The sequence below is a fragment of the Lachnoclostridium sp. An14 genome (assembly GCF_002160755.1).
In the GTDB taxonomy this organism is placed as follows: domain Bacteria; phylum Bacillota; class Clostridia; order Lachnospirales; family Lachnospiraceae; genus Lachnoclostridium_A.
The window spans coordinates 69,879-92,180 of the sequence record NZ_NFLE01000007.1 but is presented as its reverse complement, the minus strand read 5'-3'; the positions used below and the strand labels follow the sequence as shown (position 1 = coordinate 92,180).

Genomic DNA, 22,302 nt, shown 5'->3' with positions numbered 1-22,302 from the left:
ATGGCAGTACCAGAATACGCAAAAGCCAGGAAACTGGCCTTAAAAGCCTACCGCCAGGACTTGGAGGACAGGAAAAACCCTTATCTCCAGGTGCTGGATGAAATCCTCCCCTTCACGGACACGGTGGGGGAGGCAGACCTGGGCCTGGTGGAAATCCCCATCTCCCGCATCGCCGGCACCAAGACCTCCGGCCGCACCAAAGCCTTCGCCGGAAACTTCATGCCTCTGCTGCCGGAGACCTCCGAGTTTGCCGACAAATGGTCCTCCCTCTATCAGTCCCACCTGTCAGAGGGTATCAGAGAGCCGGTCATCGCCTGCGAATTCATGAACAACTACTATATTATAGAAGGAAATAAGCGGGTGAGCGTGATGAAATTCTCCGACGCCGTCAGCATTCCCGGATACGTGACCAGAATCATCCCCGCCCCCGGAGACAGCCCGGACTTAAAAATCTATTACGAATACATGGACTTTTACCGGGTCTCCGGCATCAACACCATCTATTTTTCCAAGGAAGGCAGCTTTCCAAAGCTCTGCCGCCTTCTGGGAAAGGATCCCCAGGAAAACTGGAGCCGGGAGGAGCGTCAGGCCTTCTCCTCCGCCTTCCTGCGTTTTGGGGAAATCTACCGGGAAAAGGGGGGCGGAAAGCTTTCCATCACCGCGGGAGACGGATTTCTCCTCTACCTTGGCGTCTACGGCTGGGACGGCCTTTTGCAGAAATCCATGGATCAGCTGCGGCGGGAAATCGCCCTCCTCTGGCCGGATCTGGAGGCCATGGGCTCCGGCGGCACGGTGCGCCTGGTGATGCAGCCCGCCGCCCCGGAAAAAACCTCCCTGATTCAAAAGCTCATTCCTCCTGCCCGGCCGGGACGGTTAAAGGTGGGCTTTGTCCATTACGGCACCGCCCTGACCTCTGACTGGACCTATGCCCACGACCTGGGACGGCTCTATCTGGAGGATCAGATGGGAACCACCCTTACCACGAAGGTTTACGACGGCATCCGGACGGGGGACGGGAGCATGGCCGCCATTGAACAGGCGGTGTCTGAGGGCTGTCAGGTAATCTTCACCACCTCCCCCCGGTTTTTAAACTCCAGCATCCGGGCCAGCATCCGCTACCCGGAGGTAAAGATCTTAAACTGCTCCCTGAACACCTACAGCGGCCATCTGCGCACCTACTACGGACGGCTGTACGAGGCGAAATTCCTGGTGGGAATGCTGGCGGGCATTCTCTCCGGCAGCGGCCGCATCGGCTACATGGCGGATTTCCCCATCTTCGGGACTGCCGCCTCCATCAATGCCTTTGCCCTGGGCGTCCAGATGGTGGATCCGGAGGCAAAGGTCTATCTCTCCTGGTCTTCCTTAAAAGGTGGAGGCGGGGAACAGACTTTAAAGGACGCCGGCGTATCCCTCATCTCCGGCCCTGACCTGCTGGCTCCCGCCCATGCCCCCAGCCCCTACGGCCTGTACCGCACCGGGGAACCGGGAGGCATCAGCCTGGCCTCCTCCATCTGGCACTGGGGGAAATTTTACCACCGCATCCTCCAGACCATTGTAAACGGACGCTGGAGCCGCTCTCTGCCCGTCTCCGACGGGGATTCCATCAACTACTGGTGGGGCATTTCCTCCGGCATCATCGACGTGATCTGCTCCAAATCCATCCCCGCCCGCTCCCGCCGGCTCATGGAGCTGGTGAAGGATCAGATCGTAAACGGCAGTTTCCAGATCTTTTCCGGAGCCCTCTATGATCAGGAAGGGATCCTGCGCTCTCCCGGCGCCGCCGAGCTCTCCCCCGCCCAGATCATCCACATGGACTGGCTGGCCTCCAACGTGATGGGACGCCTCCCATCCCCGGAGGAGCTGGATACGGAAGCGGCCCAGATGATGGAGACCCAGGGGATCTTTCCGGGAAAGGACGGCCTGTTATGAGAATCCTAGCCATCGCCGACCAGGAATCCCCGGCCCTGTGGGACTACTTCCAGCCGGAACGGTTAAAGGATGTGGACGTCATCGTCTCCTGCGGGGATTTGGACCCCCGCTACCTCTCCTTTCTGGCCACCTTTTTCTCCGGGCCGGTGCTCTATGTCCACGGAAACCACGACGGCTGCTACGAGCGCATCCCGCCGGAGGGCTGCATTTCCATCGAGGACCGGATCTATGAGTACGAGGGCGTCCGGTTCCTGGGACTGGGCGGCTCCATGCGCTATAAGCCGGGGCCCTTTCAGTACACGGAGCTGGGAATGCGGATGCGGGCCGCCAGGCTGTGGTTTCAGCTGAAACGCCACCGGGGCTTTGACGTATTGGTGACCCACGCTCCCGCCTACCGGCTGGGGGACGGGACCAGCCTCACCCACACCGGTTTCCAGGTCTTCCGCACCCTGATGGAGACCTACCGCCCCGCCTTTTTCGTCCACGGCCACATTCACCTCTCCTACAATCCTCTGGCCAAACGGGTCAGCCGCTACGGCCAGACCACCATCATCAATGCCTATGAGAAGTACGAATTTGATCTGAAACAGCCGTGAACGGCAGTTTCGCGCCACAGAAAACATCGTTTCCCATATTACAAAAAGACAGCCAGCCGCCCCGGGGAACCGGCCCTTTAAGGACCCGGTTCCCGCCGGAGCGGCTGGCTGTTTCTATTTGATGAATCTATTTCTATTGCCTTTTCAGGCTCCGCGGAAATTTCCCGCAGGTTCCCTTTACGCGGTCACAGACCGTTTGGCCGCGATCTTCGCGTTCTTGTAGGGGTCAGGACGGAACAGCATATAGAGCATTCCCGCCAGCAGAACCACTGCCACAACGGTACCTGCCCCAAAGGCTCCACCCATCATCACCGTACCTAACTGGTAGATGATCAGGCTCACGCAGTAGGCGAAGGCGTTCTGGAACAGGATCGCGAACCAGAACCACTTTCTGGACTGCATCTGCTGTGCCATGGTGGCGATGGCCGCCAGACAGGGGGAGTTTAACATATTAAACACCAGGAAGGAGATGGCCGCCGCCGTGCTGGGGAACCATGCCTTGATGGCGCCTGCAACGGTGGGGGCGTCCTCCGCAGCTTCCTCTGCCACGCCGGCCAGGATGCCGATGGTGGTAACGATGTTCTCCTTCGCGCTGAAACCGGAGATAGACGCGGCCACAGGAGCAAATCCGTACTCGCCCACGCCCCAGCCTAAGGGATGGAACAGGGGAGCAATGGCGCCGCCTACCACACCCATCAGGCTGTCGGCGCTATCCTCTACCATGCCAAAACCGTCCGCGGTAAAGCCGAAGGTGGACAGAACCCACATCACCACGCAGGCCAGGAACAGAATGGTCCCCGCCTTCTTAATAAAGCTCCACAGTCTCTCCCACACATGGATGGCCACCGTCTTGATGGACGGAACGTGGTAGGCCGGCAGCTCCATAACGAAGGGTGCGGCGTCGCCGGAGAAGGGTTTCGTCTTTTTCAGCATAATGGCGGATACGAGCACAGCCGCAACGCCCACAACATACATGATAAATGCCCAGGAACCGGCGTCGGAGTAATCTCCCGTCGCCCAGCCGGTGATCAGGCCGCCCATGAGGGCGATCACCGGCAGCTTGGCTCCGCAGGGAACGAAGGTGGCCGTCATGATGGTCAGCCTTCTGTCGTTGTCGTTCTCAATGGTCCTGGATGCCATGATTCCAGGAATTCCGCAGCCGGATGAAATCAGCAGCGGGATGAAGGATTTTCCGGACAGTCCGAAATGACGGAACACCCGGTCCATCACGAAGGCGATACGCACCATGTAGCCGCAGTCCTCCAGGATGGATAAGAAGATGAACAGAATGGCCATCTGGGGCAGGAAACCGAACACCGCGCCCAGGCCGCCGATGATGCCGTCCACCACCAGGCCGCTCACCAGGTCACCGGCTCCGGCGCTTGCAAGGGCCGCGGAAACCATCTCCTGGATGCCTGCCACAAAGCTGTCGTTGGCCCAATCCGTTCCCATGGTACCCACGGTGGACACGGAAACGTAGTACACCAGCCACATCACCAGGGCGAAAATGGGAAGTCCCAAAATCCGGTTGGTGACGATCTGGTCAATCTTGTCAGACGTGGACATCTTCCGTCCCGCCTTCTTCACCGTGTGGCTGATCAGCTTGGTTATGTATAAATACCGCTCATTGGTGATAATGCTCTCTGTGTCGTCGTCGTGAGCTGCCTCCAGGGCTTTGACTCTCTCCTCCACCGCGCTCCTGTCGCTGGCCGGCAGGGAAATCTCCGCCTCCACCTTTTTATCTCTCTCTAACAGCTTGATGGCGTACCATCTTTTCTGCACGTCGGAAACACCGGCGGGAACCATGGCCTCCACCTGGGAGATCGCCTCCTCCACATCGCCGGCAAACATCTTCCCGGGATGGGTCTGGGCCTTGGATTTTGCCAGATGGACCGCTTTCTCCACCACTTCCTTCAGGCCGGTCTTTTTCAGGGCAGAGGTCTCCACGATCTCACAGCCCAGGGACGCCCCCAGCTTTTTCGTATCGATCTTATCTCCCGTTTTCTTTAACAGGTCGCTCATGTTCAGGGCGATGACCACCGGGATTCCCACTTCCAGCACCTGAGTGGTCAGGTATAAGTTTCTCTCAATATTGGTGGCGTCCACCAGGTTGATGACGGCGTCGGGCCGCTCCTTTAACAGGTAGTCCCGGCTCACCACTTCCTCTAAGGTGTACGGGGAAAGAGAATAGATTCCCGGCAAGTCGGTGATGATGATCTCCTCGCCGGATTTGGAATCCTTTAATTTACCTTCCTTTTTCTCCACCGTAACGCCGGGCCAGTTTCCCACGTACTGGTTCGCTCCGGTGAGAGCATTGAACATGGTCGTCTTCCCACAGTTAGGGTTTCCGACTAACGCAATTCTGATTGCCATAGAGCATTTCCTCCCTTTATTCTATCAAGCTTACTTTTCCTCTACCAGGATGCTTTCCGCATCGGCTTTCCTCAGGGAAAGCTCATATCCGCGGATGGTGATCTCCACCGGATCCCCAAGAGGCGCCACTTTTCTCACATAGATCTCACTGCCTTTGGTGATCCCCATGTCCATAATGCGGCGCTTAAACGCTCCCTCGCCAGTCAGTTTTGCCACTGTTACTGTCTTTCCAACAGCTACATCGCGTAATGCCTTCTGCATAACCCATTGCTCCTTTCTTTTCAGGCTGCTGTCACCGCCTGCGGGCTAGACCATGATACGGCTAGCCATTTCCCTGCCTATGGCCACTCTGGAATCCTTCACGTTCACAATCAGATCCCCGTGAATCTCAGAAATCACAGTGACCTGGCTCCCGTCTACGAAACCCAGATTCGCAAGGAATCTTTTTACATCATCCGTTCCTCCGACGCGCTTTACCACGCCGGAATCTCCCGGTTTCATAAATGCTAACGGCATCATTTCATCCACCCTTCTTTTATGATAATGAATATCATTTGTTTTTTTACCTTTGATAAGTATAAGCTAACTGCTTGATGATGTCAATAGATTTTGAGAAAGATTTCCATTTTCTTTATTTTCTATAAAATTTTTATACATTTGGGGGTATAAAACGTCAAAAAGGGGGTGTTGCAAAATCATCTGAACAGATGATTTTGCAACACCCCCGAATTAAGAGTGATGTTCTGCCGCGATTACGCTCTCAGCTCAATCTTCATCTCCCGCAGGCCGTGAAGGATCTTCTCCATCACAGCGCCCACTTCCTTGTCCTCCAGGGTGCGGTCCTTCGCCCGGAAGGTGATGGAGTAGGCCACGGACTTAAAGCCCTCCTGGATCTGGGATCCCTCGTAGATGTCAAAGAGCTGGTAACTCTCCAGGATCTTTCCGCCTCTCTGCTCAATGACGGCCTCGATCTGGCCCACCATGATCTCCTTGGGCACAACCATGCTGATGTCCCTGGTCACTGCCGGGTACTTGGCGATTCCCTCGTACTTCCGGTCGAAGTTTACGCAGGCCTCTACCTTCGGCATATCCAGCACTGCCACATAGGTTCTCTCGCCGATGCGGTAATTGTCCGCCACGTCGGGATGGAGCTCTCCTAAGTAGCCCAGCACCTGGCCGTTATAGACGATTTCCGCCTTTCTGCCGGGATGGAGGTAGGGGTGGCCGCAGTCCGGGTTGTAATGGGGCTTTCCGCCCATGCCCAGTTTCTCAAACAGCTCCTCCGCCACACCCTTCATGGTGAGGAAATCGGCGCCTGCCCCGTACATTCCAAATACCAGCTGCATCCGCTCCTCCGGCAGCTCCGTGAGGGGCAGGGACTTGGGCAGATAGACGTTTGCCAGCTCGTAGAGGCGCACATCCTTGTTTCTGCGGTTGTAGTTGGTGGACAGGGAATTTAACATTCCGTTTAAGGGCAGGGTGCGCATGATGCTGAAATCCTCTCCCAAAGGATTGGAAATGGTCACCGTGCGGCGCAGTTCGTCCTCCGCCGGAATGAGCAGCTTGTCAAATACCTTCGGGCTCTCGAAGGAGTAGGTCATGCTCTGGCTGAACCCGCAGAACTCGGCGATCTCCCTGGCAATCTCCTCCACCCGCAGCTTTTCCGACAGCTTTCCGGTGGTCGCCTCCCCGCTTGGCAGGGTGGTGGGGATGTTGTCGTAGCCGAAGAATCTGGCCACTTCCTCCGCCAGATCCGCCATACGCAGAAGGTCCTGGCGGAAGGTGGGGATGATCACCTCATTTGCCGCCTCGTCGTAGCGCAGCTCGATGGTCTCAAAATATTTCAACATATCCTCCGCCGGGATCTCCGTGCCCAGAAGGCGGTTCATCTTCTCCAGCTCAAAGGGAATGCGTTTCTCCGTGCGGGGCTCGGCGTACACGTCAATGGTGCCGCCCACCACTTCTCCGGCGCCCAGCTCCTCCACCAGCTGGCAGGCCCGGTCGATGGCCGCCTTGGCGTTGTTGGGATCCAGGCCCTTCTCATACTTTCCGGAGGCGTCGGTGCGCAGGCCCAGGCGTTTGGCGGAAAGGCGGATGTTGGTGCCGTCAAAGCAGGCGCCCTCAAATACCATGGTCTTTACGTCGTCGGTGATCTTGGAATTCTCACCGCCCATGATTCCGGCGATGCCCACTTCCTTCTCTCCGTCGCAGATCATGAGCACCTGGCTGTCTAAGTTTCTCATCTGGCCGTCCAGGGTCTGGAAGGTATCTCCGTCCTGGGCGCATTTTACCACGATCTTGTGGCCGGCCAGCTGGTCGTAATCGAAGGCGTGCATGGGCTGGCCGTACTCCTCCATCACGTAGTTGGTGATGTCCACCAGGTTGTTGATGGGACGGATGCCGCTGGCGGCCAACCGTCTCTGCATCCACTCCGGGGACGGCCCCAGCTTGATGTTCTTTACCATTCTGGCGCAGTATCTGGGGCAGAGCTCCGGATTCTTCACCTCTACCTGCAGGTAGTCGTTGATGTCCTCATCGTTTCCCGTCTCCTTCACCTGGGGCGGGCAGAATGGCTTGCGGAAGGTGGCAGCCGCCTCCCTGGCAATGCCGATGACGCTGTAGCAGTCCACCCGGTTGGAGGTGATCTCGTACTCAAACACCACGTCCCGCAGGCCCAGCACCGCCACGGCGTCCGCTCCCACTTCCGTGTCCTCCGGGAGAATGTAAATGCCGCTCTCCGGGGCATTCGGGTACATATTCCGGTCAGAGCCCAGCTCCTCGATGGAGCACATCATGCCGCAGGACTCCACTCCTCTTAACTTGCCCTTTTTAATGCGGATTCCATCCTCCGGCAGCGGGCCGCCGTCATGGCCGCCGGCCACCTTTCCTCCGTCTAACACCACCGGAACCTTGTCTCCCTCTTTCACGTTGGGAGCGCCGGTGACGATCTGGATGGTCTCCCCGCCGATGTCCACCTGGCAGACGATGAGCTTGTCAGCGTCCGGATGCTTTTCAATTTTTAAAATCTGGCCTACCACGATCTTCTCCAGGTTCTTGTCCAGGCGCTCGTAGCCTTCCACCTTCGTTCCGGTAAGGGTCATGGCGTCGGTGTACTCCTGGGCCGTGCAGTCCAACTCCGGAACGTATGCTTTAATCCAAGATAATGCTGTATTCATGATTCGATCTCCTTTTCCTATTCCTTAGAACTGCTTTAAGAAACGGATGTCATTCTCGTAAAGCAGGCGCATATCATCAATCTCATACTTTAACAGGGCAATCCGCTCCAGGCCCACGCCGAAAGCAAAGCCGGAATACTCCTCCGGGTCAATGCCGCACATCTCCAGCACGTGGGGATGAACCATACCGCAGCCTAAAATCTCAATCCAGCCGGAGCCTTTACAGAACCGGCAGCCCTTGCCGCCGCACTTGAAGCAGGTAACGTCCACCTCGGCGCTGGGCTCTGTAAACGGGAAGTGATGGGGACGGAATTTGACCTTCGTCTCCGGCCCGAACAGCTCTCTGGCGAACTCCGCCAGGGTTCCCTTTAAGTCGGCAAAGGTGATGTTTTTGTCGATCACCAGGCCCTCGATCTGGTGGAAGGAGGGAGAATGGGTGGCGTCCACCGCGTCGGAACGGAACACCCGTCCGGGAGCGATGATGCGCACAGGCAGCTTGCCCTTTTCCATGGTGCGCACCTGCACCGGAGAGGTCTGGCTGCGCAGAACGATGCTGTCGTTGATGTAGAAGGTGTCCTGCTCGTCTCTGGCGGGATGGCCCTTGGGAATGTTGAGCTTTTCAAAGTTGTACAGATCGTACTCCACCTCCGGTCCCTCCACGACCTCGTAGCCCATGCCGATGAAGATGCGCTCCACCTCCTCTAAGGCTACGGTGTTGGGATGGCTGTGGCCGATGCTCTGTTTCTTGGCGGGAAGGGTCACGTCGATGACCTCCTTTGCCAGCTGCTCCTCTCTGGCCTTTTTCGCCAGGGCCGTCTTTTTCTCCTCCAGCTTTGCCTCAATCAGGGCTCTGGCGTCGTTTACCATCTGGCCCACCTTCGGGCGGTCCTCCGCAGCTACGTCCTTCATGCTCTTTAACACGCTGGTCAGCTCGCCTTTTTTGCCTAAATAGGCCACGCGGATCTCGTTTAAGCCCTCCAGGGCCTGAGAGTCCTCGATCTGCCGTAAGGCTTCCTCTTTGATTCTCTCCAACTGCTCTCTCATAACAATCTCCTTTTCGGTAAAATAGGTCCCGGATGGCCGCGGTGCTTGTTCTGCCGGAGACAGTCACGCCGGAGCGCGGCTGCGCAAACAGCCTGTTTCCTCTGCGCGGAGTACACCTCCTTGCGGAGCATTTTTATTTAACAGGAAACCCAGCTTCCTGTTAAATAAAAAAGACCTCATCCCTTCCTACGAAGGGACGAGGTCATCGCGGTACCACCCTAATTCCTGCCCGTATACACTGGGGGGCAGGCACTCGTTCTACTTAACGCGTATGCACGGCGCAGCCTACTTTCCGTTCAGCCACGCGGCTCCGGCGGGAAATTCGGGATACTTACGGAGCTTAAGGGGACTTGCAGCCGGTGATCCCCTCTCTCTGAAAGACATAAGTCCTTACTGTTGTGCCTTCACAGCCTTTGTTTTATTTGAAAACCTGTGTCCTATTGTAACCAGTATGGGCGGAAAAGTCAAGCGTTTTCCAGGTCGTTCCCACGACATTTCCAAGCTATTTTCATAATAAAACACAGCAACGGCTGCATAAAACTATGTTACAATAGAATTTTCCTAAACCCCTTGAAAATCCATAAATTCATGATTATAATAAAAACATAAAGAAAGCACCCACTCCAAAAGCGGATGCCACTTTGATGCTCTAGCGCTCCAACGAGCGCCGCCCATCCTGTGTGTCAGACAGGGTGGGCATTTTTTTGTGTCATAGGAAACTGCGTTCCCTATGACACAAAAGCCTCCGGCGGGATGCACACTCCGCGCAAAGGAAAATGGCTGCTGACGCAGCCGCGCTCCGGCGCAAGTGTGCGCTGTTGCGCACACTTTTTCTTCTCTTTCTTATCCAGAAAGGAAATAAATGCGATGATCAAACCGCCAAAGGACATGAGCAAGCCCAATATCCCTAAGACAACCATTACCGTCTCATAAGCCGTCATCTGCATCACCCCCTTCCTATGTATTCCCCTGCGGGTCATAGAAAAGAGGCAGCCACTCCTGTCATGGGTACTTTCCTGATCTAAAATTTACCATACTGACATGATCTTTTCAAGAAAAAAATCCTTCTGGTTATAAATAGATGAAAAGCATCGGATCTCCTTACTTCTTTTCCTCCACATTCCACCGCTCCCCCGCCACATTCCTGGGAAATTCCATGACGCAGCCTTTTTTCGGGTTCACCACCTGGCTGATCCGCAGGTTTCCCATAAGGCTTAAGGCCGCCGCGGCCTGCAGGCCGTCAAGGGGGGAGTGATCCGTCAGGAACCGGTGCATTTTCCTGGCCGCCGCCACGCTGCACTGGTCCAGGGATTCGTGGGCCGCCGTGGTGAGATAGGCGGTTTCCGTCACCAGAAACGGGGTGGGAATATCCTCCCGCCCTTTTAATACCGTCACCCGCACCGTCACGGCGCCGCCGGTCTCCAGGGCGCAGATGGCCGTCTCCCCGTCCCCCTGGACGGCGTGGAGATCGCCCATGGACAGCAGGGCCCCCGGCGCGTTCACCGGCAGATACAGGACAGAACCGGCCCCCAAATCCCGTATGTCTAAGTTTCCGCCGTGCTCTCCCGGCTCGTCCGTGGAAATAGGCCCTTCCGCCGGAGCCACGCCAATGACGCCGATCATGGGGCGGGCGGGAATGCGGATGCCGTTTTCAAAGAGGATTTCTCCCTGCTTTACCGGGTAGCGGCCCACGTGGCGGCCCTGGTTTTCATAGATTCCCAGGCCCTCGCCCACCCGCATATAGCCTTCCCCATCCAGGGAAATGTCCAGAATCTCCACCTGCAGCACGTCTCCCGGCTCCGCCCCCTCCACATACAGGGGGCCGGTGGCGGGGTTTGCGTACACCCGGCGGCGGGCCTGTTCCCCGGCCTCCCGCAGCTCCCCGCCGTAGCAGTCGATGCAGTCAAACACCACCGTCTCCCCGTTGGCCGCCGTCAGAACCGGGGGCTGCGCCCGGTCGAAGGCGTAGTGAACCGTTGTCCGTTCGATCCGTTTCATCCACTCATTCCTCCTTTTTCGCAGGTTCCCCACAGCCGGAACCTTCGTTCTCCCCCGTTTCCTCCCCGTCCCGGAACAGCCGGTACAGCGTCGGCTCCCCGTGGAGGAAATCCAAAAGCTCCTGAATCTTCTCCCCGTTGTCCCTGGGGCCGCCCTGTTTCACCGCCCGAATCAGCAGATTTTTCGGGGTGTGCTCCATGTCGATAAACTCCAGGATCTGGGTGCGGTAGCCCTGCCCCTCCAAAAGCTGGGCCCGGATGGCATCGGTAAACAGGGCCGCCATCCGCTCCTTGATGACCCCGTAGCCCAGGGCCGGCTCCAGCACTTCGCTGTGAATCTGGCCGTTTAGCTCATGCTGGCAGCAGGGCACGGAGAGAATGACCCGCGCCCCCCATTTCACCGCCTTGTAGAGGGCAAAATCCGTGGCCGTGTCGCAGGCGTGAAGGGTGACCACCATGTCCACCTGATCCACCCCCTCATAAGAGGCAATATCCCCGGGGTAAAAGGCCAGATGGTCAAAGCCGTACTGTTTCGCCAGGGCGTTGCAGCGGGCGATCACGTCCCGTTTTAAATCCAGGCCGATGATCCGCACCGGGTATCCCTTCAGCTCCTTCAGATAGTAGTACATGGCGAAGGTGAGGTAGGATTTTCCGCAGCCAAAGTCCAGGATGGTGCTCTCCCGGCTCTTGTCCAGCCGGGGAAGAATGTCCTCGATAAACTCCAGAAACCGGTTGATCTGCCGGAACTTGTCATACCGGGAACGGACGATCTGCCCCGTCTCCGTCATCACCCCCAGATCCACCAGAAAGGGCACCGGTCGGCCTTCCTCCAGCACGTAGCGCTTGCGGCGGTTGTGGGAAAGGCTCTCCGCCCCCGCCCGGATCTTCTCCGCCGTCTCCTTCCGTTTCACCTTCACCGTCACCTTGCCCTTTTTGCTCACCAGGGCGTGGACGGAGCCTCTACTGGAGGTGAGCTCCATCTGTTTCATCACTCCGTCCAGCAAATCCGTCACATAGGCCGCCGCCTCCTCCTTCGTGAAATTCCGGTGAAAGGCCTGAGCCCCCCGCTGCTCCTCCGCCTGAAAGATCAGGTTCCCCCGCAGCAGAATGGGGCGCATCCGCACCTTTCCCAGACTCTCCTTCTTCACCGGGCTGCTGAGGGTGAGCTGGGCCAGCTCCTCATTTAAAAATGGTTCCAACGCCTCCCGCAAGGCCGTTCTATCTCGTTCTTCCATCGTCTCTCTCCTACCAGTTTTTCCGCAGCAGCTCCGGATAGGGCTCTAAGTGGGCGTAGTCGTTAAATCGCTCCACCGTCACCTGACCCGTCTCCGGGCGGTACGCCAGCTCCGTGATGCTGCAATTTTCCAGATCCTTCCCAAGGGTTCTCCACTTTGCCAGATCCATCCCCAGAAACCAGGCCGTCATACAGCGGATCACCCCGCCGTGGGTGACCACCGCCACCGACGAAAGCCCGCTCTCCAGGATTTCCTGGAACACGGGCAGGGCCCGCTTTACCACGTCCCCAGCGCACTCCCCGCCGGGATAGGGCAGATCCCGCTCCATTTTCTGAAACTCCCGGCGAAAGTCCGCAAACCGCAGGGCGATCTCCTCGTCGGAGCAGCCCTCCATCTCCCCAAAGGAGATCTCCCGGATCCCCGGACGCACTTTGACGGGAGCGCTCCAGCACCGGTTGGCGATCTCTGCCGTCTCCCTCGCCCGGAGCAGATCGCTGGCGTACACCTGCTCTATGGCGGCGTTTCGCAGCCGCTCTCCCGCCAGTCCGGCCTGCCGCCGCCCCACGGCGTCCAACTCCACGTTCACGTTGCAGAGCTTGCTGCACTGCCTGCCGTGGCGGATCATATAGATTCTCATATTCGTTTCCTCTCGCTTTCCTTCTTCCGCCCTTTTATCGGGCAAATATCTCCTGTATCCGCAAAACAGCAGGGGTGCGCGGCAGCGCACACCCGCTCCGGAGGCTTTTGTCATGGGAAACGCGGTTTCGCCATGACAAACGAAAGGGCCGCCCGGAAAACGCCGCCCGGTCTCCCGCCGGTCATTTTCCGCACAGCCCTCTTATCCGCCTGTTTTAGTTCTTAAAGCTGTGGATCGGCGCCGGGATCCTTCCGCCTCTGGTGACAAACTTCTCGCAGGAGTAGGGATTCACCGGCATCACCGGCGCGTAGCCCAAGAGGCCGCCAAACTCCACCGTATCTCCCACGCCCTTTCCGATCACCGGAATGATGCGCACCGCCGTGGTCTTCTGGTTCACCATGCCGATAGCCGCCTCGTCAGCAATGATTCCGGCGATGGTGGTGGCCGCCGTGTCCCCGGGAATGGCGATCATGTCCAGGCCCACAGAGCAGACGCAGGTCATGGCCTCCAGTTTCTCAATGGTCAGGGCACCCAGGGTCACCGCGTCGATCATCCCCTGATCCTCGCTCACCGGGATGAAGGCGCCGCTTAAGCCGCCTACGTAGGAGGACGCCATAACGCCGCCCTTCTTCACCTGGTCGTTCAGCATGGCAAGGGCAGCCGTAGTTCCCGGCGCGCCTACCCGCTCCAGGCCGATCTCCTCTAGGATCTCCGCCACGCTGTCCCCCACCGCCGGGGTGGGAGCCAGAGACAGGTCAATAATGCCAAAAGGCACCCCAAGGCGCTTGGACGCCTCCTGGGCCACCAGCTGGCCCACTCTCGTGATCTTAAAGGCCGTCTTTTTGATGGTCTCGCAGAGCACCTCAAAATTCTGCCCTCTGGCCTTCTCCAGGGCCACCTTCACCACGCCGGGGCCGCTGACGCCCACATTGATCACAGCGTCCGCCTCCGTTACCCCGTGGAAGGCCCCCGCCATAAAGGGGTTGTCATCGGGGGCGTTGCAGAATACCACCAACTTGGCGCAGCCTAAGGAGTCTACCTCCTTCGTGGCCTCCGCCGTCTCCTTCACGATGGTTCCCATAAGGTTTACGGCATCCATATTGATGCCCGTCTTGGTGGAACCCACATTTACGGAACTGCACACCCGCTCCGTGCAGGCCAGGGCCTGGGGAATGGAGCGGATCAAATTCTCCTCCGCCTTCGTCATGCCCTTGCACACCAGGGCGGAGTAGCCGCCGATGAAATTGACGCCCACTTCCTTGGCCGCCCGGTCCAGGGTCTTCGCGATGGTGACAAAGTCCTCCGGCGTTTTGCAGGCCGCCCCGCCCACTAAGGCGATGGGAGTCACGGAGATCCGCTTGTTGACAATGGGGATCCCGAATTCCCGCTCAATGGCCGCTCCGGTGGACACCAGATCCCTGGCCACAGTGGTGATCCGCTTATAAATCTTCTCATTCACCGCGTCTAAGTCGCTGTCGCAGCAGTCCAGCAGGCTGATTCCCAGGGTGATGGTCCTCACGTCCAGCTTTTCCTGCTCGATCATATTGTTGGTCTCGATCACTTCAAACATATTTAACATAGCCGTACCCGTCCTTCCGTCGCCTTAGATTCGGTGCATACTGGTGAAAATTTCTTCCTTCTGGCATTTGATCCGCACGCCGATCTCGCCGCCCAATTTCTCAATACCCTCCACCAGGTCGCCGAACCGCTCCTGCGCGCCGGTGATGTCCACGATCATCATCATGTTGAAATATCCCTGCACAATGGTCTGGGAGATGTCCAGAATGTTGATCTGATTGTCCGCCAGGTACGTACATACCCTGGCGATAATGCCCACAGTATCCTTGCCCACTACGGTGATGATTGCCTTGCTCATAATACTCGCTCTCCTTTTTCTATGTAATTGTCACAGGGTGATGATCTCCGACATGGCGTCCCGTTTAGCCACCTCGATACAGAAATCCGTCCCTTTGTAGGGCGTGTCCCCCTGGGTGATCTCGCAGCGGACGCTCTCCAGCGCCAGCTCCGGGTAGTTGTTCTCCTTGCTCAGATGGCCCAGGAGCACGGCCTTTAAACGGTCGTGAAGAATGAAGTTCAACAGCCGCCCCGCCGTCTCGTTGGATAAGTGGCCGTGGTCTCCCATGATTCTCCGTTTCAGATAATAGGGATAAGGGCCGGTCTCCAGCATTCTCAAATCGTGGTTGGACTCCAAAAGCAGGGCGTCCAGCCCCTGGAGATGGTCGATGATGTGCTGGTCAAAATGGCCCATGTCCGTGGCCACCGCCACCTGCTTTCTCCCCTGGGAAATGCGGTATGCCACCGGGTTGGCGGCGTCGTGGTCGATGGAAAAGGGGAGAATGGTCATGTCCCCGATGGAAAATTCCACCTCCGGCAATATGGGGTGAAACAGCTCCGCCGGCATTTTCCCCAGGGAGCTCATCCCTTTGATCTCCTCCAAGGTCTCCGCCGTCCCGTAAATGGGAACGCCGTGCTTTCTGGCCAACACCCCCAGGCCCCGCACGTGGTCGGAGTGCTCGTGGGTGATCACAATGCCCGTCAGCTCGCTCCCTTTCACGCCGATCTCGTTTAACCCCTGCTCGATCCGCTTGTTGCTGATGCCGGCGTCCACCAAAAGGTTCGCCTGCTCCGTCCCCACATAAATGCAGTTGCCGCTGCTGCCGCTGGCTATGCTCACAAATCTCATGTCGTCAGTCCTTTATCTCTCAATCTCTGCTCGATCTGCCTCTCCGCCTGGGCGGGGCAGCCGTTATTGTCAATCTCAAACCGGCACATCCGCCTAAACTCCTCATCGGAGAGCTGGCTTTCCATAATGCTCTCGCATTTCTCCCTGGTGTAGCCCCGCCCTTCCATGAGCCGCCGGATCCGGTTCTCTCTTGAAGTATAAACATACCACATTTCGTCGTAAATGTCATGGACTTTTTCATCGGGAAGGGCCGCCTCCACCGCCACCAGGGAAACACCGTCCTCCTCCGCCTGGAAAATCTGCCGGCGGACCTCCGCCCAGACCAGGGGATGGACGATCCCGTCCACCGTCTCCCTGGCCGTTTCGTCGGAGAAAATGAGGGCCGCCAGGGCCTTCCGGTCAATGGCCCCGTCCTCCCCCAGAAATCCCGTCCCCAGGGCTTTGATTAACGCCTCATAGGCCGGTTTCCCCGGCTCCATAAGCTGGTGGGCCAGGTCGTCCGCCATGAGGAGTCTGGCCCCGTACTGCTCCTCCAGCATCCGCAGCACCACGCTCTTTCCGGAGCCTACGCCTCCCGTCACTCCGATTACAAAGGGATGATGTCCCATTTTCCTTTCCTCTCCTGTCCTCCGGCCGGTGTCCCGCAGCCGTTACTTCGCCTCAAACCAGGACCGCCCCGTCTTGGCCTCCACCTCCAGGGCCACCTGCAAATCGGCGGCGTGTTTCATCTTATCCTCTAAAATGGAGACCACTTCGTCCACCTCGTCCTCTCTGGCCTCGATGAGCAGCTCGTCGTGAACCTGGAGCACCAGGCGGGACGCCAGCCCCCGTTTCCTGAGCTCCCGGTCCACGTTTACCATGGCGATCTTCATAATGTCCGCCGCCGTGCCCTGGATGGGGGAATTCATGGCCACCCGCTCCCCGAAGGCCTTCGTCCTGGGGGAGTTTAACTCCGGGATGGGCCGGCGCCGCCCAAAGAGGGTGGAGACGTAGCCCTGTTCCTTCGCCTGTTCCACCAGGCCGTCCAGGAAGGTCTTTACGCCGGGATAAGTCTCAAAATACTTGTTGATATACTCCAGGGCCTCTTTTCTGGAAATGCTTAGGCCCTCGCTCAGTCCAAAGGCGCTGATGCCGTAGACGATTCCGAAGTTCACCGCCTTGGCGTTCCGCCGCTGGAGAGGCGTCACCTCCTCCAGGGGGATGTGGAACACTTGGGAGGCGGTGATGGCGTGGATGTCCTGGGCCTCCCGGTAGGCCTCAATGAGCCGCTTATCCCCCGACATATGGGCCAGGATGCGCAGCTCGATCTGGGAATAGTCCGCGTCCACCAGCACACAGCCCTCTTTTGCCACGAACACCTTGCGGATCTCCCGTCCCAGCTCCATGCGCACCGGGATGTTCTGCAAATTCGGCTCCGTGCTGCTGATGCGCCCGGTGGCAGTGATGGTCTGGTTGAATTTCCCGTGGATCCGGCCGTCCGCCCCGATGTAGGACGCCAGTCCCTCCGCATAGGTGGAATTTAATTTCGTCAGCTGCCGGTAGTCCAGGATCATCTGGATGGCCGGGCACTCCGGGGCCAGCTTTTCCAGCACGTCCGCCGCGGTGGAGTAGCCGGTCTTTGTCTTTTTTCCGCCCTTCAGTTTCATTTTCTCAAACAGGATCTCCCCCAGCTGCTTGGGCGAGTTGATGTTAAACTCCTCTCCCACCTCCTGGTAGATCTCCTTTTCCAGCTTTTCGATCCGCACCTTCAGCCGGTCGCCGTACTCCTTTAGCTCCCGCTGCTCCACATGGATTCCCGCGGCCTCCATGTGGTACAAGCTGTAGATTAACGGCATCTCTATGGTTTCAAACAGGGCGTCCATCCCCGTTTCCTTTAACTGCTCCGCCAGGGGAACCGCCGCCTGGAAGGCCACGTAGGCCATGTAGCAGGCGCAGGCCCCAGCCTTTTCCTGTCCTTCCTCCAAAGCGGTGCCGAGGGCCGTTTTCCCCAGCAGGTCCGCCTGGGAGGGCACCGTCATCCCCAGGTAATCCCTGGCCAGGTCGTCATAGCCGTAGGTGTCTTTTAAGGGGTTTAACAGATACCCAGCCACGGCGCCGTCCCGCACCTGGCCGTTCTCCTCCAGATTCATATAGGGGAGCTGAGATTTTAAATCCAGGGTCCAGGTTTCCCCGGAACGGCAGATCTTCTCTGCGCTCTCCGCCAGCCACTGGGAGGAAATCTCCTCCCCCGCCTTCAGGCAGTAAATGTCCTCCGCTCCGAAACAGAGAGCCAGGGCCACCGCCTCCTTTTTGGGGCCTGCAGCCTTTTTCCCGATCTCCAGGGAGCCGTCCGCCCCCGTAAAGAAGGACATCTGCCCTTCCTCCTTCTGTTCCTTTTCTCCGGCGATCAGCTGCACACCGGCGCGCTCCGCCTGCATCGCCTTCTCCACCGCGGCCTCCGCCTCCGCCATCTTCGTCACCGTCCGGAAATGGGTCTCCACGGAAACCTGGCCTCTGGCCTCCTCTCCGAACCGGGTGAGAATGGATTTAAACTCCAGCCGTTTCATATATTGATAGGCCTCCGGCGTGTAGAGGTTCCCCACCGCCGCGTCCTCGTAGGAAAATTCCACCGGGCTCTCGATGCAGATGGTGGCCAACACCTTGCTCATCTGGGCCATGTCGTAGTGCTCCTCCAGAGCCTTTTTCGCCCTGGGGGGCTTGATCTCCTCCAAGTGGGCGTAGGCGTTCTCAATGCTGCCGTAGGCGGAAATGATGGCCGTGGCCGTCTTTTCCCCGATGGAGGGGACGCCGGGGATGTTGTCGGAGCTGTCTCCCATAAGGGCCTTCACGTCGATAAACTCCGCAGGCGTCACCTGGTATTCCCGTTTCACGTCCTCCGGATAGTAGTCCTTCACCTCCGTGACGCCGCGGCTGGTTCTGGGAATGCGGATTTTGATCCGCTCGTCCGCCAGCTGCAGAAGGTCCCGGTCCCCGGAAACGATGGAGACCTCCACCCCCGCTCCCGCCATCCGCTTTGCCACCGTGCCCAGGATGTCGTCCGCCTCATATCCCGCCAGGGTGAGAATGGGGATGTCCATGGAGGCCAGCACCTCCTTCATTAACGGCACCTGCTCTCTCAATTCTTCCGGCATGGGCTTTCTCGTCCCTTTGTATTCTGCATACATATTGTGGCGGAAGGTGGGCTCTTTCCGGTCAAAAGCCACCGCCAGGTGGTCGCACTGCTCCTCCTCCAGGATTTTAAACATGATGTTTAAAAACCCGTACACCGCGTTGGTGTGGAGCCCCTCGGAGTTGGTCAGATCCGGCACTCCGTAAAAGGCCCGGTTTAAAATGCTGTGTCCGTCTATCAATACTAATTTTTCCATTCCATTCTCCTTATAAAAGATGTTGGGGTCAAAAGGTATTTTGACCCCTTTGATACCGGATTGCTTCGCACTACGTGCTCCCGCAATCCTCCAAAACATTCATAATCCGCTCATTTTTCTACGAAAAATGGCTGCTTATTCATGTTTTTGGCGGGTCCCAAGGTCAAAAATCCTCTTGCAAGCAAGCTCGCATCGGATTTCCGACCTTTTGACCCTGGTATCTATAAAAACATTCCCGCCTGCCACCAGATCCGCATCTGGAGAAGGAAGGTGACCGCCAGCCAGAGGGAGCTTAAGGTGGCGAATACGTACCGCAGTACCGTCAGGGTGTGAACGTGGCGGATCCGCTCCCAGGACTGTTCCAGAGTCCGCTCCAGGGCCCCCGGAATGTCGTACACCCCGATGTCGTCGTCCAGCTGCCGGATGCCGTAATCCACCGTAAAATAGATCTCCAGCTCCTCCCGGCACTCGGCGCAGTCCCTCACATGGGTCAGGAAGGCCTCCAGCTCCTCGTCCTCCAGCTGGCCGTTGATATAGGGTATGATCATCTGTTCCGTTTCCCGGCAAGTCATGGTCCGTCCGCCTCCCTCCTGATTTCATCTTTTCCTATCATACAACAGATTATGCCTGTTTTCAACCTCCGGGTTTGGAGAGACGGCGGGAGAAGGCGGGACAGGCCAGTCAGAATTTTCTCCGCGGCGGCGCCAAAGCAAAACAGCCAGCAGAATACCCCTGCTGGCTGAATCCTGAATTTCTCTTTTCGTCTTTTCCTGTGGTCTGGTCTCCGGCTCAATGTCCGTCTGACCGCCGGCGCGGGACATCCCACATCCGCCGCCAGAACAACCTTCCGGCCGCCGCCCTATTTCCCCAGGAAATCCAGGGCAAAGCGGGCATAGATCCCGGCGCCATGATACAGAGTGTCCTCGTCCACGTCAAAGGACGGATGGTGATGGGTACACACGATCCCCTTCTCCCGGTTTCTCACGCCCAGGTAGCCGAACACTCCCGGAACGTGCTCCATGTACACGCTGAAATCCTCCGCCCCCGTCATCTTCGGCAGAGCCCGCAGGCAGTCCTCCCCCAGTTCCGCCTTCGCGGCCTCCTCCGCCAGGCGGCAGAGCTCCTCGTGGTCGTTGATCAGCGGGCTGGGGCCAAAATAGTAGTCGCAGTCCACGGTACACCCGTAGCCTCCCGCCACCTGGGAGGCCACCCGCCGGATTCGCTCCGGCATGGAATTGCGGAATTCCCGGTCAAACACCCGGACAGTGCCCACTAACTCCGTCTCGTCCGCCAGGATATTTTCCTTTGTGCCCCCGTTCATCATTCCCACGGTGACGACCAGGCTGTCTAAGGGGCTGATCTCCCGGCTGGGAATGGACTGAAGGGCCATCACCACAGCCGCCGCCGCTAAAATGGCGTCCTTCCCCTCGTGAGGGGCGCTGCCGTGGGCCTTCTCCCCCCGGACCCGGATGGTAAACCGGTCGCTGCAGGCCATCCGCTCTCCCACCTCAAAGTTGGCGGTTCCCGCGTCCAGATTCGCCCACACGTGCATTCCAAAAATGGCGTCCACCCCTTCTAAGGCTCCCCGCGTCACGTACTCCTCGGATTTTCTTCCCACTTCCTCGCCCATCTGGAAAATGAGCTTTACGGTGCCGTGGATCTCCTCCCGGTGGCTGCTTAAAATCCTGGCCGCCCCCAGAAGCATGGCCGTGTGGCAGTCATGGCCGCAGGCGTGCATCACCCCGGCGTTCTGGCTGCAATAGCTCTTTCCCGGCGTCTCCTGGATGGGCAGGGCGTCGATGTCCGCCCGCAGCATCACCGTCTTTCCCGGATGGGCCCCTTCTATGGTTCCCACACAGCCGGTGATCCCCTCAAAGGTCTCCACTGCGATTCCCATTTTCTCCAGCTCCCCGCAGATAAAACGGGTGGTCTCCGTCTCCTTGCAGCTCAGCTCCGGATGGGCATGGAGATGATGTCTGGCCTGGATGATATAAGATTCCTGTTCTTTCGCAAGCTGCTGCATATTCATCTGTCCTCTCCTTCCTCCCCGCCGTTTAAATACATAGCGGCAAACTGGGCGTAAAACGCGGCTCCTCCTGCCAGGGCCTTATCGTTGACCCGGAACCCTTCGTTGTGAACGGGGCAGGTACATCCGCTCTCCTCGTCCCGGATGCCCAAGAGCACGAAAATGGAGGAGGGAATGTATTCCATAATATAGCTGAAGTCCTCGCTTCCCGTAGCCGGAGACCCCTTTGCCAGCCCGTTTTCCCCAAATACGGTCCTGGCCGCCTCCCTGGCGATGCGGTTTAAATGGGGATCGTTGTTGCACACCGGCGGCTCCAGGCGCTTGTACTCCAGATCCGCCTCGCAGCCCATGGCCATGGCCGTCCCCTGGACAATCCTGCGGATGGATTCCTCCGCCAGGTCTCTCGTCTGGCCGCTGTAGGTACGCACCGTTCCCTCCAGCACCGCCGTGTCCGCCACGATGTTGAACTGGGTGCCGGAGCGGACCTTTCCCACCGTCACCGCCAGGGGGGCAATGGGGCTGTTCTCCCGGCTCACCACGGTCTGCAGGGCGCAGATGATGGCGCTGGCGGCCACGATGGCGTCCTTTCCCTCATTGGGGGTGGAGCCGTGGGCCGACACGCCCTTGACCGTCAGCACAAAGTTGTCGCAGCTGGCCATGACGGGGCCGTCTAACACCACTGCCGTTCCCTGCTCCGCCGTAGGCCACACATGGACTCCCATGGCTGCGTCCACGTCCTCCAGATACCCTTTGTCCACGTAATAGTGGCTGCCCACAAACACTTCCTCCGCCGCCTGAAACAGCAGTTTCACCCGGCCGGCCAGGGTTTCCCGGCTTTCCCACAGCAGCCTGGCCGCTCCCAAAAGCATGGCCGCGTGGCAGTCGTGGCCGCAGGCGTGCATCACTCCCGGATGAACGCTGGAAAACTCCACCCCGCTTTTCTCCTCAATGGGAAGGGCGTCAATATCCGCCCGCAGCAGCAGGGTCTTTCCCGGCTTTGCCCCCTCAATCACGGCGATGCAGCCGGTGTAGTCCTCAAAGGTCACCACGGGGATCCCCATTTTTTCCAGCTCCGACACGAGAAACGCCGTGGTTTCCCGCTCCTCATAGGAGAGCTCCGCGTGACGGTGGAGATAGTGGCGGTTTTCCACAATCTCCTGTTCCATCTCTTTTGCCTTTTTCAAAAAATCCATACGCAACTCCTTTTTTATTTAAAAATA

At 58.2% G+C, this 22,302-nt stretch carries 19 protein-coding genes and 1 other annotated feature; of the genes, 2 read left to right on the top strand and 17 right to left on the bottom strand.

Annotation, left to right across the window (positions count from 1 at the left end):
• Both B5E84_RS05945 and B5E84_RS05940 read left to right on the top strand, forming a co-directional pair.
• The gene (locus tag B5E84_RS05945; protein ID WP_087220639.1) at positions 1–1,929 is read left to right on the top strand and encodes a BMP family ABC transporter substrate-binding protein; all 1,929 of its coding nucleotides are present in this window, start codon (positions 1–3) and stop codon (positions 1,927–1,929) included.
• Positions 1,926–2,525, top strand: a complete 600-nt coding sequence (locus B5E84_RS05940) for a metallophosphoesterase family protein (protein ID WP_087220635.1) — start codon at positions 1,926–1,928, stop codon at positions 2,523–2,525. The genes B5E84_RS05945 and B5E84_RS05940 overlap by 4 nt, the downstream gene beginning before the upstream one ends.
• 177 nt (positions 2,526–2,702) lie before the next feature.
• Here B5E84_RS05940 and feoB read toward each other — a convergent pair whose 3' ends face one another.
• From feoB to B5E84_RS05855, 17 genes are all read right to left on the bottom strand, one after another.
• Entirely contained in the window at positions 2,703–4,898 is a 2,196-nt protein-coding gene (gene feoB, locus B5E84_RS05935; RefSeq protein ID WP_087220632.1) for a ferrous iron transport protein B, read from the bottom strand.
• A 30-nt stretch (positions 4,899–4,928) separates the two neighbouring features.
• Entirely contained in the window at positions 4,929–5,159 is a 231-nt protein-coding gene (locus tag B5E84_RS05930; RefSeq protein ID WP_087220631.1) for a FeoA family protein, read from the bottom strand.
• Between the two features lie 45 nt (positions 5,160–5,204).
• The gene (locus B5E84_RS05925) at positions 5,205–5,417 is read right to left on the bottom strand and encodes a FeoA family protein (RefSeq protein WP_087220628.1); all 213 of its coding nucleotides are present in this window, start codon (positions 5,415–5,417) and stop codon (positions 5,205–5,207) included.
• Between the two features lie 233 nt (positions 5,418–5,650).
• The gene (gene pheT / locus B5E84_RS05920; RefSeq protein ID WP_087220625.1) at positions 5,651–8,074 is read right to left on the bottom strand and encodes a phenylalanine--tRNA ligase subunit beta; all 2,424 of its coding nucleotides are present in this window, start codon (positions 8,072–8,074) and stop codon (positions 5,651–5,653) included.
• 24 nt (positions 8,075–8,098) lie between these two features.
• On the bottom strand, positions 8,099–9,118 hold the full coding sequence (gene pheS, locus B5E84_RS05915) for a phenylalanine--tRNA ligase subunit alpha (RefSeq protein WP_087220622.1): 1,020 nt from the start codon (positions 9,116–9,118) through the stop codon (positions 8,099–8,101).
• A 189-nt stretch (positions 9,119–9,307) separates the two neighbouring features.
• Positions 9,308–9,535 (bottom strand) — a binding site (T-box leader).
• A gap of 311 nt (positions 9,536–9,846) precedes the next feature.
• Positions 9,847–10,065 carry a hypothetical protein gene (locus B5E84_RS05910; protein ID WP_087220619.1) on the bottom strand — a complete coding sequence of 73 codons (219 nt, stop codon included), beginning with the start codon at positions 10,063–10,065 and terminating at the stop codon, positions 9,847–9,849.
• Positions 10,066–10,219: 154 nt separating this feature from the next.
• Positions 10,220–11,116 (bottom strand): acetamidase/formamidase family protein, encoded by an 897-nt coding sequence (locus B5E84_RS05905; RefSeq protein WP_087220616.1) that lies wholly within the window; start codon positions 11,114–11,116, stop codon positions 10,220–10,222.
• A gap of 4 nt (positions 11,117–11,120) precedes the next feature.
• Positions 11,121–12,350 carry a class I SAM-dependent methyltransferase gene (locus B5E84_RS05900; protein WP_087220613.1) on the bottom strand — a complete coding sequence of 410 codons (1,230 nt, stop codon included), beginning with the start codon at positions 12,348–12,350 and terminating at the stop codon, positions 11,121–11,123.
• A 10-nt stretch (positions 12,351–12,360) separates the two neighbouring features.
• Positions 12,361–12,987, bottom strand: coding sequence for a histidine phosphatase family protein (locus B5E84_RS05895; RefSeq protein ID WP_087220611.1), 627 nt, complete (start codon positions 12,985–12,987; stop codon positions 12,361–12,363).
• Between the two features lie 214 nt (positions 12,988–13,201).
• Positions 13,202–14,566 carry a PFL family protein gene (locus B5E84_RS05890; RefSeq protein WP_087220608.1) on the bottom strand — a complete coding sequence of 455 codons (1,365 nt, stop codon included), beginning with the start codon at positions 14,564–14,566 and terminating at the stop codon, positions 13,202–13,204.
• Between the two features lie 24 nt (positions 14,567–14,590).
• Entirely contained in the window at positions 14,591–14,863 is a 273-nt protein-coding gene (locus tag B5E84_RS05885) for an ACT domain-containing protein (protein ID WP_087220605.1), read from the bottom strand.
• Positions 14,864–14,893: 30 nt separating this feature from the next.
• Complete coding sequence (locus tag B5E84_RS05880) at positions 14,894–15,691, bottom strand: MBL fold metallo-hydrolase (protein ID WP_087220602.1); 798 nt, start codon at positions 15,689–15,691, stop codon at positions 14,894–14,896.
• Positions 15,688–16,299, bottom strand: a complete 612-nt coding sequence (gene coaE / locus B5E84_RS05875; RefSeq protein WP_087220599.1) for a dephospho-CoA kinase — start codon at positions 16,297–16,299, stop codon at positions 15,688–15,690. Before coaE ends, B5E84_RS05880 begins: the two co-directional genes overlap by 4 nt.
• A gap of 42 nt (positions 16,300–16,341) precedes the next feature.
• Positions 16,342–19,056, bottom strand: coding sequence for a DNA polymerase I (gene polA / locus B5E84_RS05870; RefSeq protein WP_087220596.1), 2,715 nt, complete (start codon positions 19,054–19,056; stop codon positions 16,342–16,344).
• A 221-nt stretch (positions 19,057–19,277) separates the two neighbouring features.
• A complete protein-coding gene (locus B5E84_RS05865) occupies positions 19,278–19,628 on the bottom strand; it encodes an anti-sigma factor family protein (protein ID WP_087220593.1) in 351 nt (116 codons plus the stop codon).
• Positions 19,629–19,915: 287 nt separating this feature from the next.
• Positions 19,916–21,085: a M20 metallopeptidase family protein gene (locus B5E84_RS05860; protein ID WP_087220590.1), complete on the bottom strand. Its 1,170-nt coding sequence runs from the start codon at positions 21,083–21,085 to the stop codon at positions 19,916–19,918.
• Positions 21,082–22,275, bottom strand: a complete 1,194-nt coding sequence (locus B5E84_RS05855; RefSeq protein WP_087220587.1) for a M20 metallopeptidase family protein — start codon at positions 22,273–22,275, stop codon at positions 21,082–21,084. The genes B5E84_RS05860 and B5E84_RS05855 overlap by 4 nt, the downstream gene beginning before the upstream one ends.
• Positions 22,276–22,302: the final 27 nt, after the last annotated feature.

What these genes read in the sequence shown, in the direction of transcription:
- B5E84_RS05945 (WP_087220639.1), top strand. Translation starts at nt 1, where the DNA reads ATGGCAGTACCAGAATACGCAAAAGCCAGGAAACTGGCCTTAAAAGCC.
- B5E84_RS05940 (WP_087220635.1), top strand. Translation starts at nt 1,926, where the DNA reads ATGAGAATCCTAGCCATCGCCGACCAGGAATCCCCGGCCCTGTGGGAC.
- feoB (WP_087220632.1), bottom strand. Translation starts at nt 4,898, where the DNA reads ATGGCAATCAGAATTGCGTTAGTCGGAAACCCTAACTGTGGGAAGACG.
- B5E84_RS05930 (WP_087220631.1), bottom strand. Translation starts at nt 5,159, where the DNA reads ATGCAGAAGGCATTACGCGATGTAGCTGTTGGAAAGACAGTAACAGTG.
- B5E84_RS05925 (WP_087220628.1), bottom strand. Translation starts at nt 5,417, where the DNA reads ATGATGCCGTTAGCATTTATGAAACCGGGAGATTCCGGCGTGGTAAAG.
- pheT (WP_087220625.1), bottom strand. Translation starts at nt 8,074, where the DNA reads ATGAATACAGCATTATCTTGGATTAAAGCATACGTTCCGGAGTTGGAC.
- pheS (WP_087220622.1), bottom strand. Translation starts at nt 9,118, where the DNA reads ATGAGAGAGCAGTTGGAGAGAATCAAAGAGGAAGCCTTACGGCAGATC.
- B5E84_RS05910 (WP_087220619.1), bottom strand. Translation starts at nt 10,065, where the DNA reads ATGCAGATGACGGCTTATGAGACGGTAATGGTTGTCTTAGGGATATTG.
- B5E84_RS05905 (WP_087220616.1), bottom strand. Translation starts at nt 11,116, where the DNA reads ATGAAACGGATCGAACGGACAACGGTTCACTACGCCTTCGACCGGGCG.
- B5E84_RS05900 (WP_087220613.1), bottom strand. Translation starts at nt 12,350, where the DNA reads ATGGAAGAACGAGATAGAACGGCCTTGCGGGAGGCGTTGGAACCATTT.
- B5E84_RS05895 (WP_087220611.1), bottom strand. Translation starts at nt 12,987, where the DNA reads ATGAGAATCTATATGATCCGCCACGGCAGGCAGTGCAGCAAGCTCTGC.
- B5E84_RS05890 (WP_087220608.1), bottom strand. Translation starts at nt 14,566, where the DNA reads ATGTTAAATATGTTTGAAGTGATCGAGACCAACAATATGATCGAGCAG.
- B5E84_RS05885 (WP_087220605.1), bottom strand. Translation starts at nt 14,863, where the DNA reads ATGAGCAAGGCAATCATCACCGTAGTGGGCAAGGATACTGTGGGCATT.
- B5E84_RS05880 (WP_087220602.1), bottom strand. Translation starts at nt 15,691, where the DNA reads ATGAGATTTGTGAGCATAGCCAGCGGCAGCAGCGGCAACTGCATTTAT.
- coaE (WP_087220599.1), bottom strand. Translation starts at nt 16,299, where the DNA reads ATGGGACATCATCCCTTTGTAATCGGAGTGACGGGAGGCGTAGGCTCC.
- polA (WP_087220596.1), bottom strand. Translation starts at nt 19,056, where the DNA reads ATGGAAAAATTAGTATTGATAGACGGACACAGCATTTTAAACCGGGCC.
- B5E84_RS05865 (WP_087220593.1), bottom strand. Translation starts at nt 19,628, where the DNA reads ATGACTTGCCGGGAAACGGAACAGATGATCATACCCTATATCAACGGC.
- B5E84_RS05860 (WP_087220590.1), bottom strand. Translation starts at nt 21,085, where the DNA reads ATGAATATGCAGCAGCTTGCGAAAGAACAGGAATCTTATATCATCCAG.
- B5E84_RS05855 (WP_087220587.1), bottom strand. Translation starts at nt 22,275, where the DNA reads ATGGATTTTTTGAAAAAGGCAAAAGAGATGGAACAGGAGATTGTGGAA.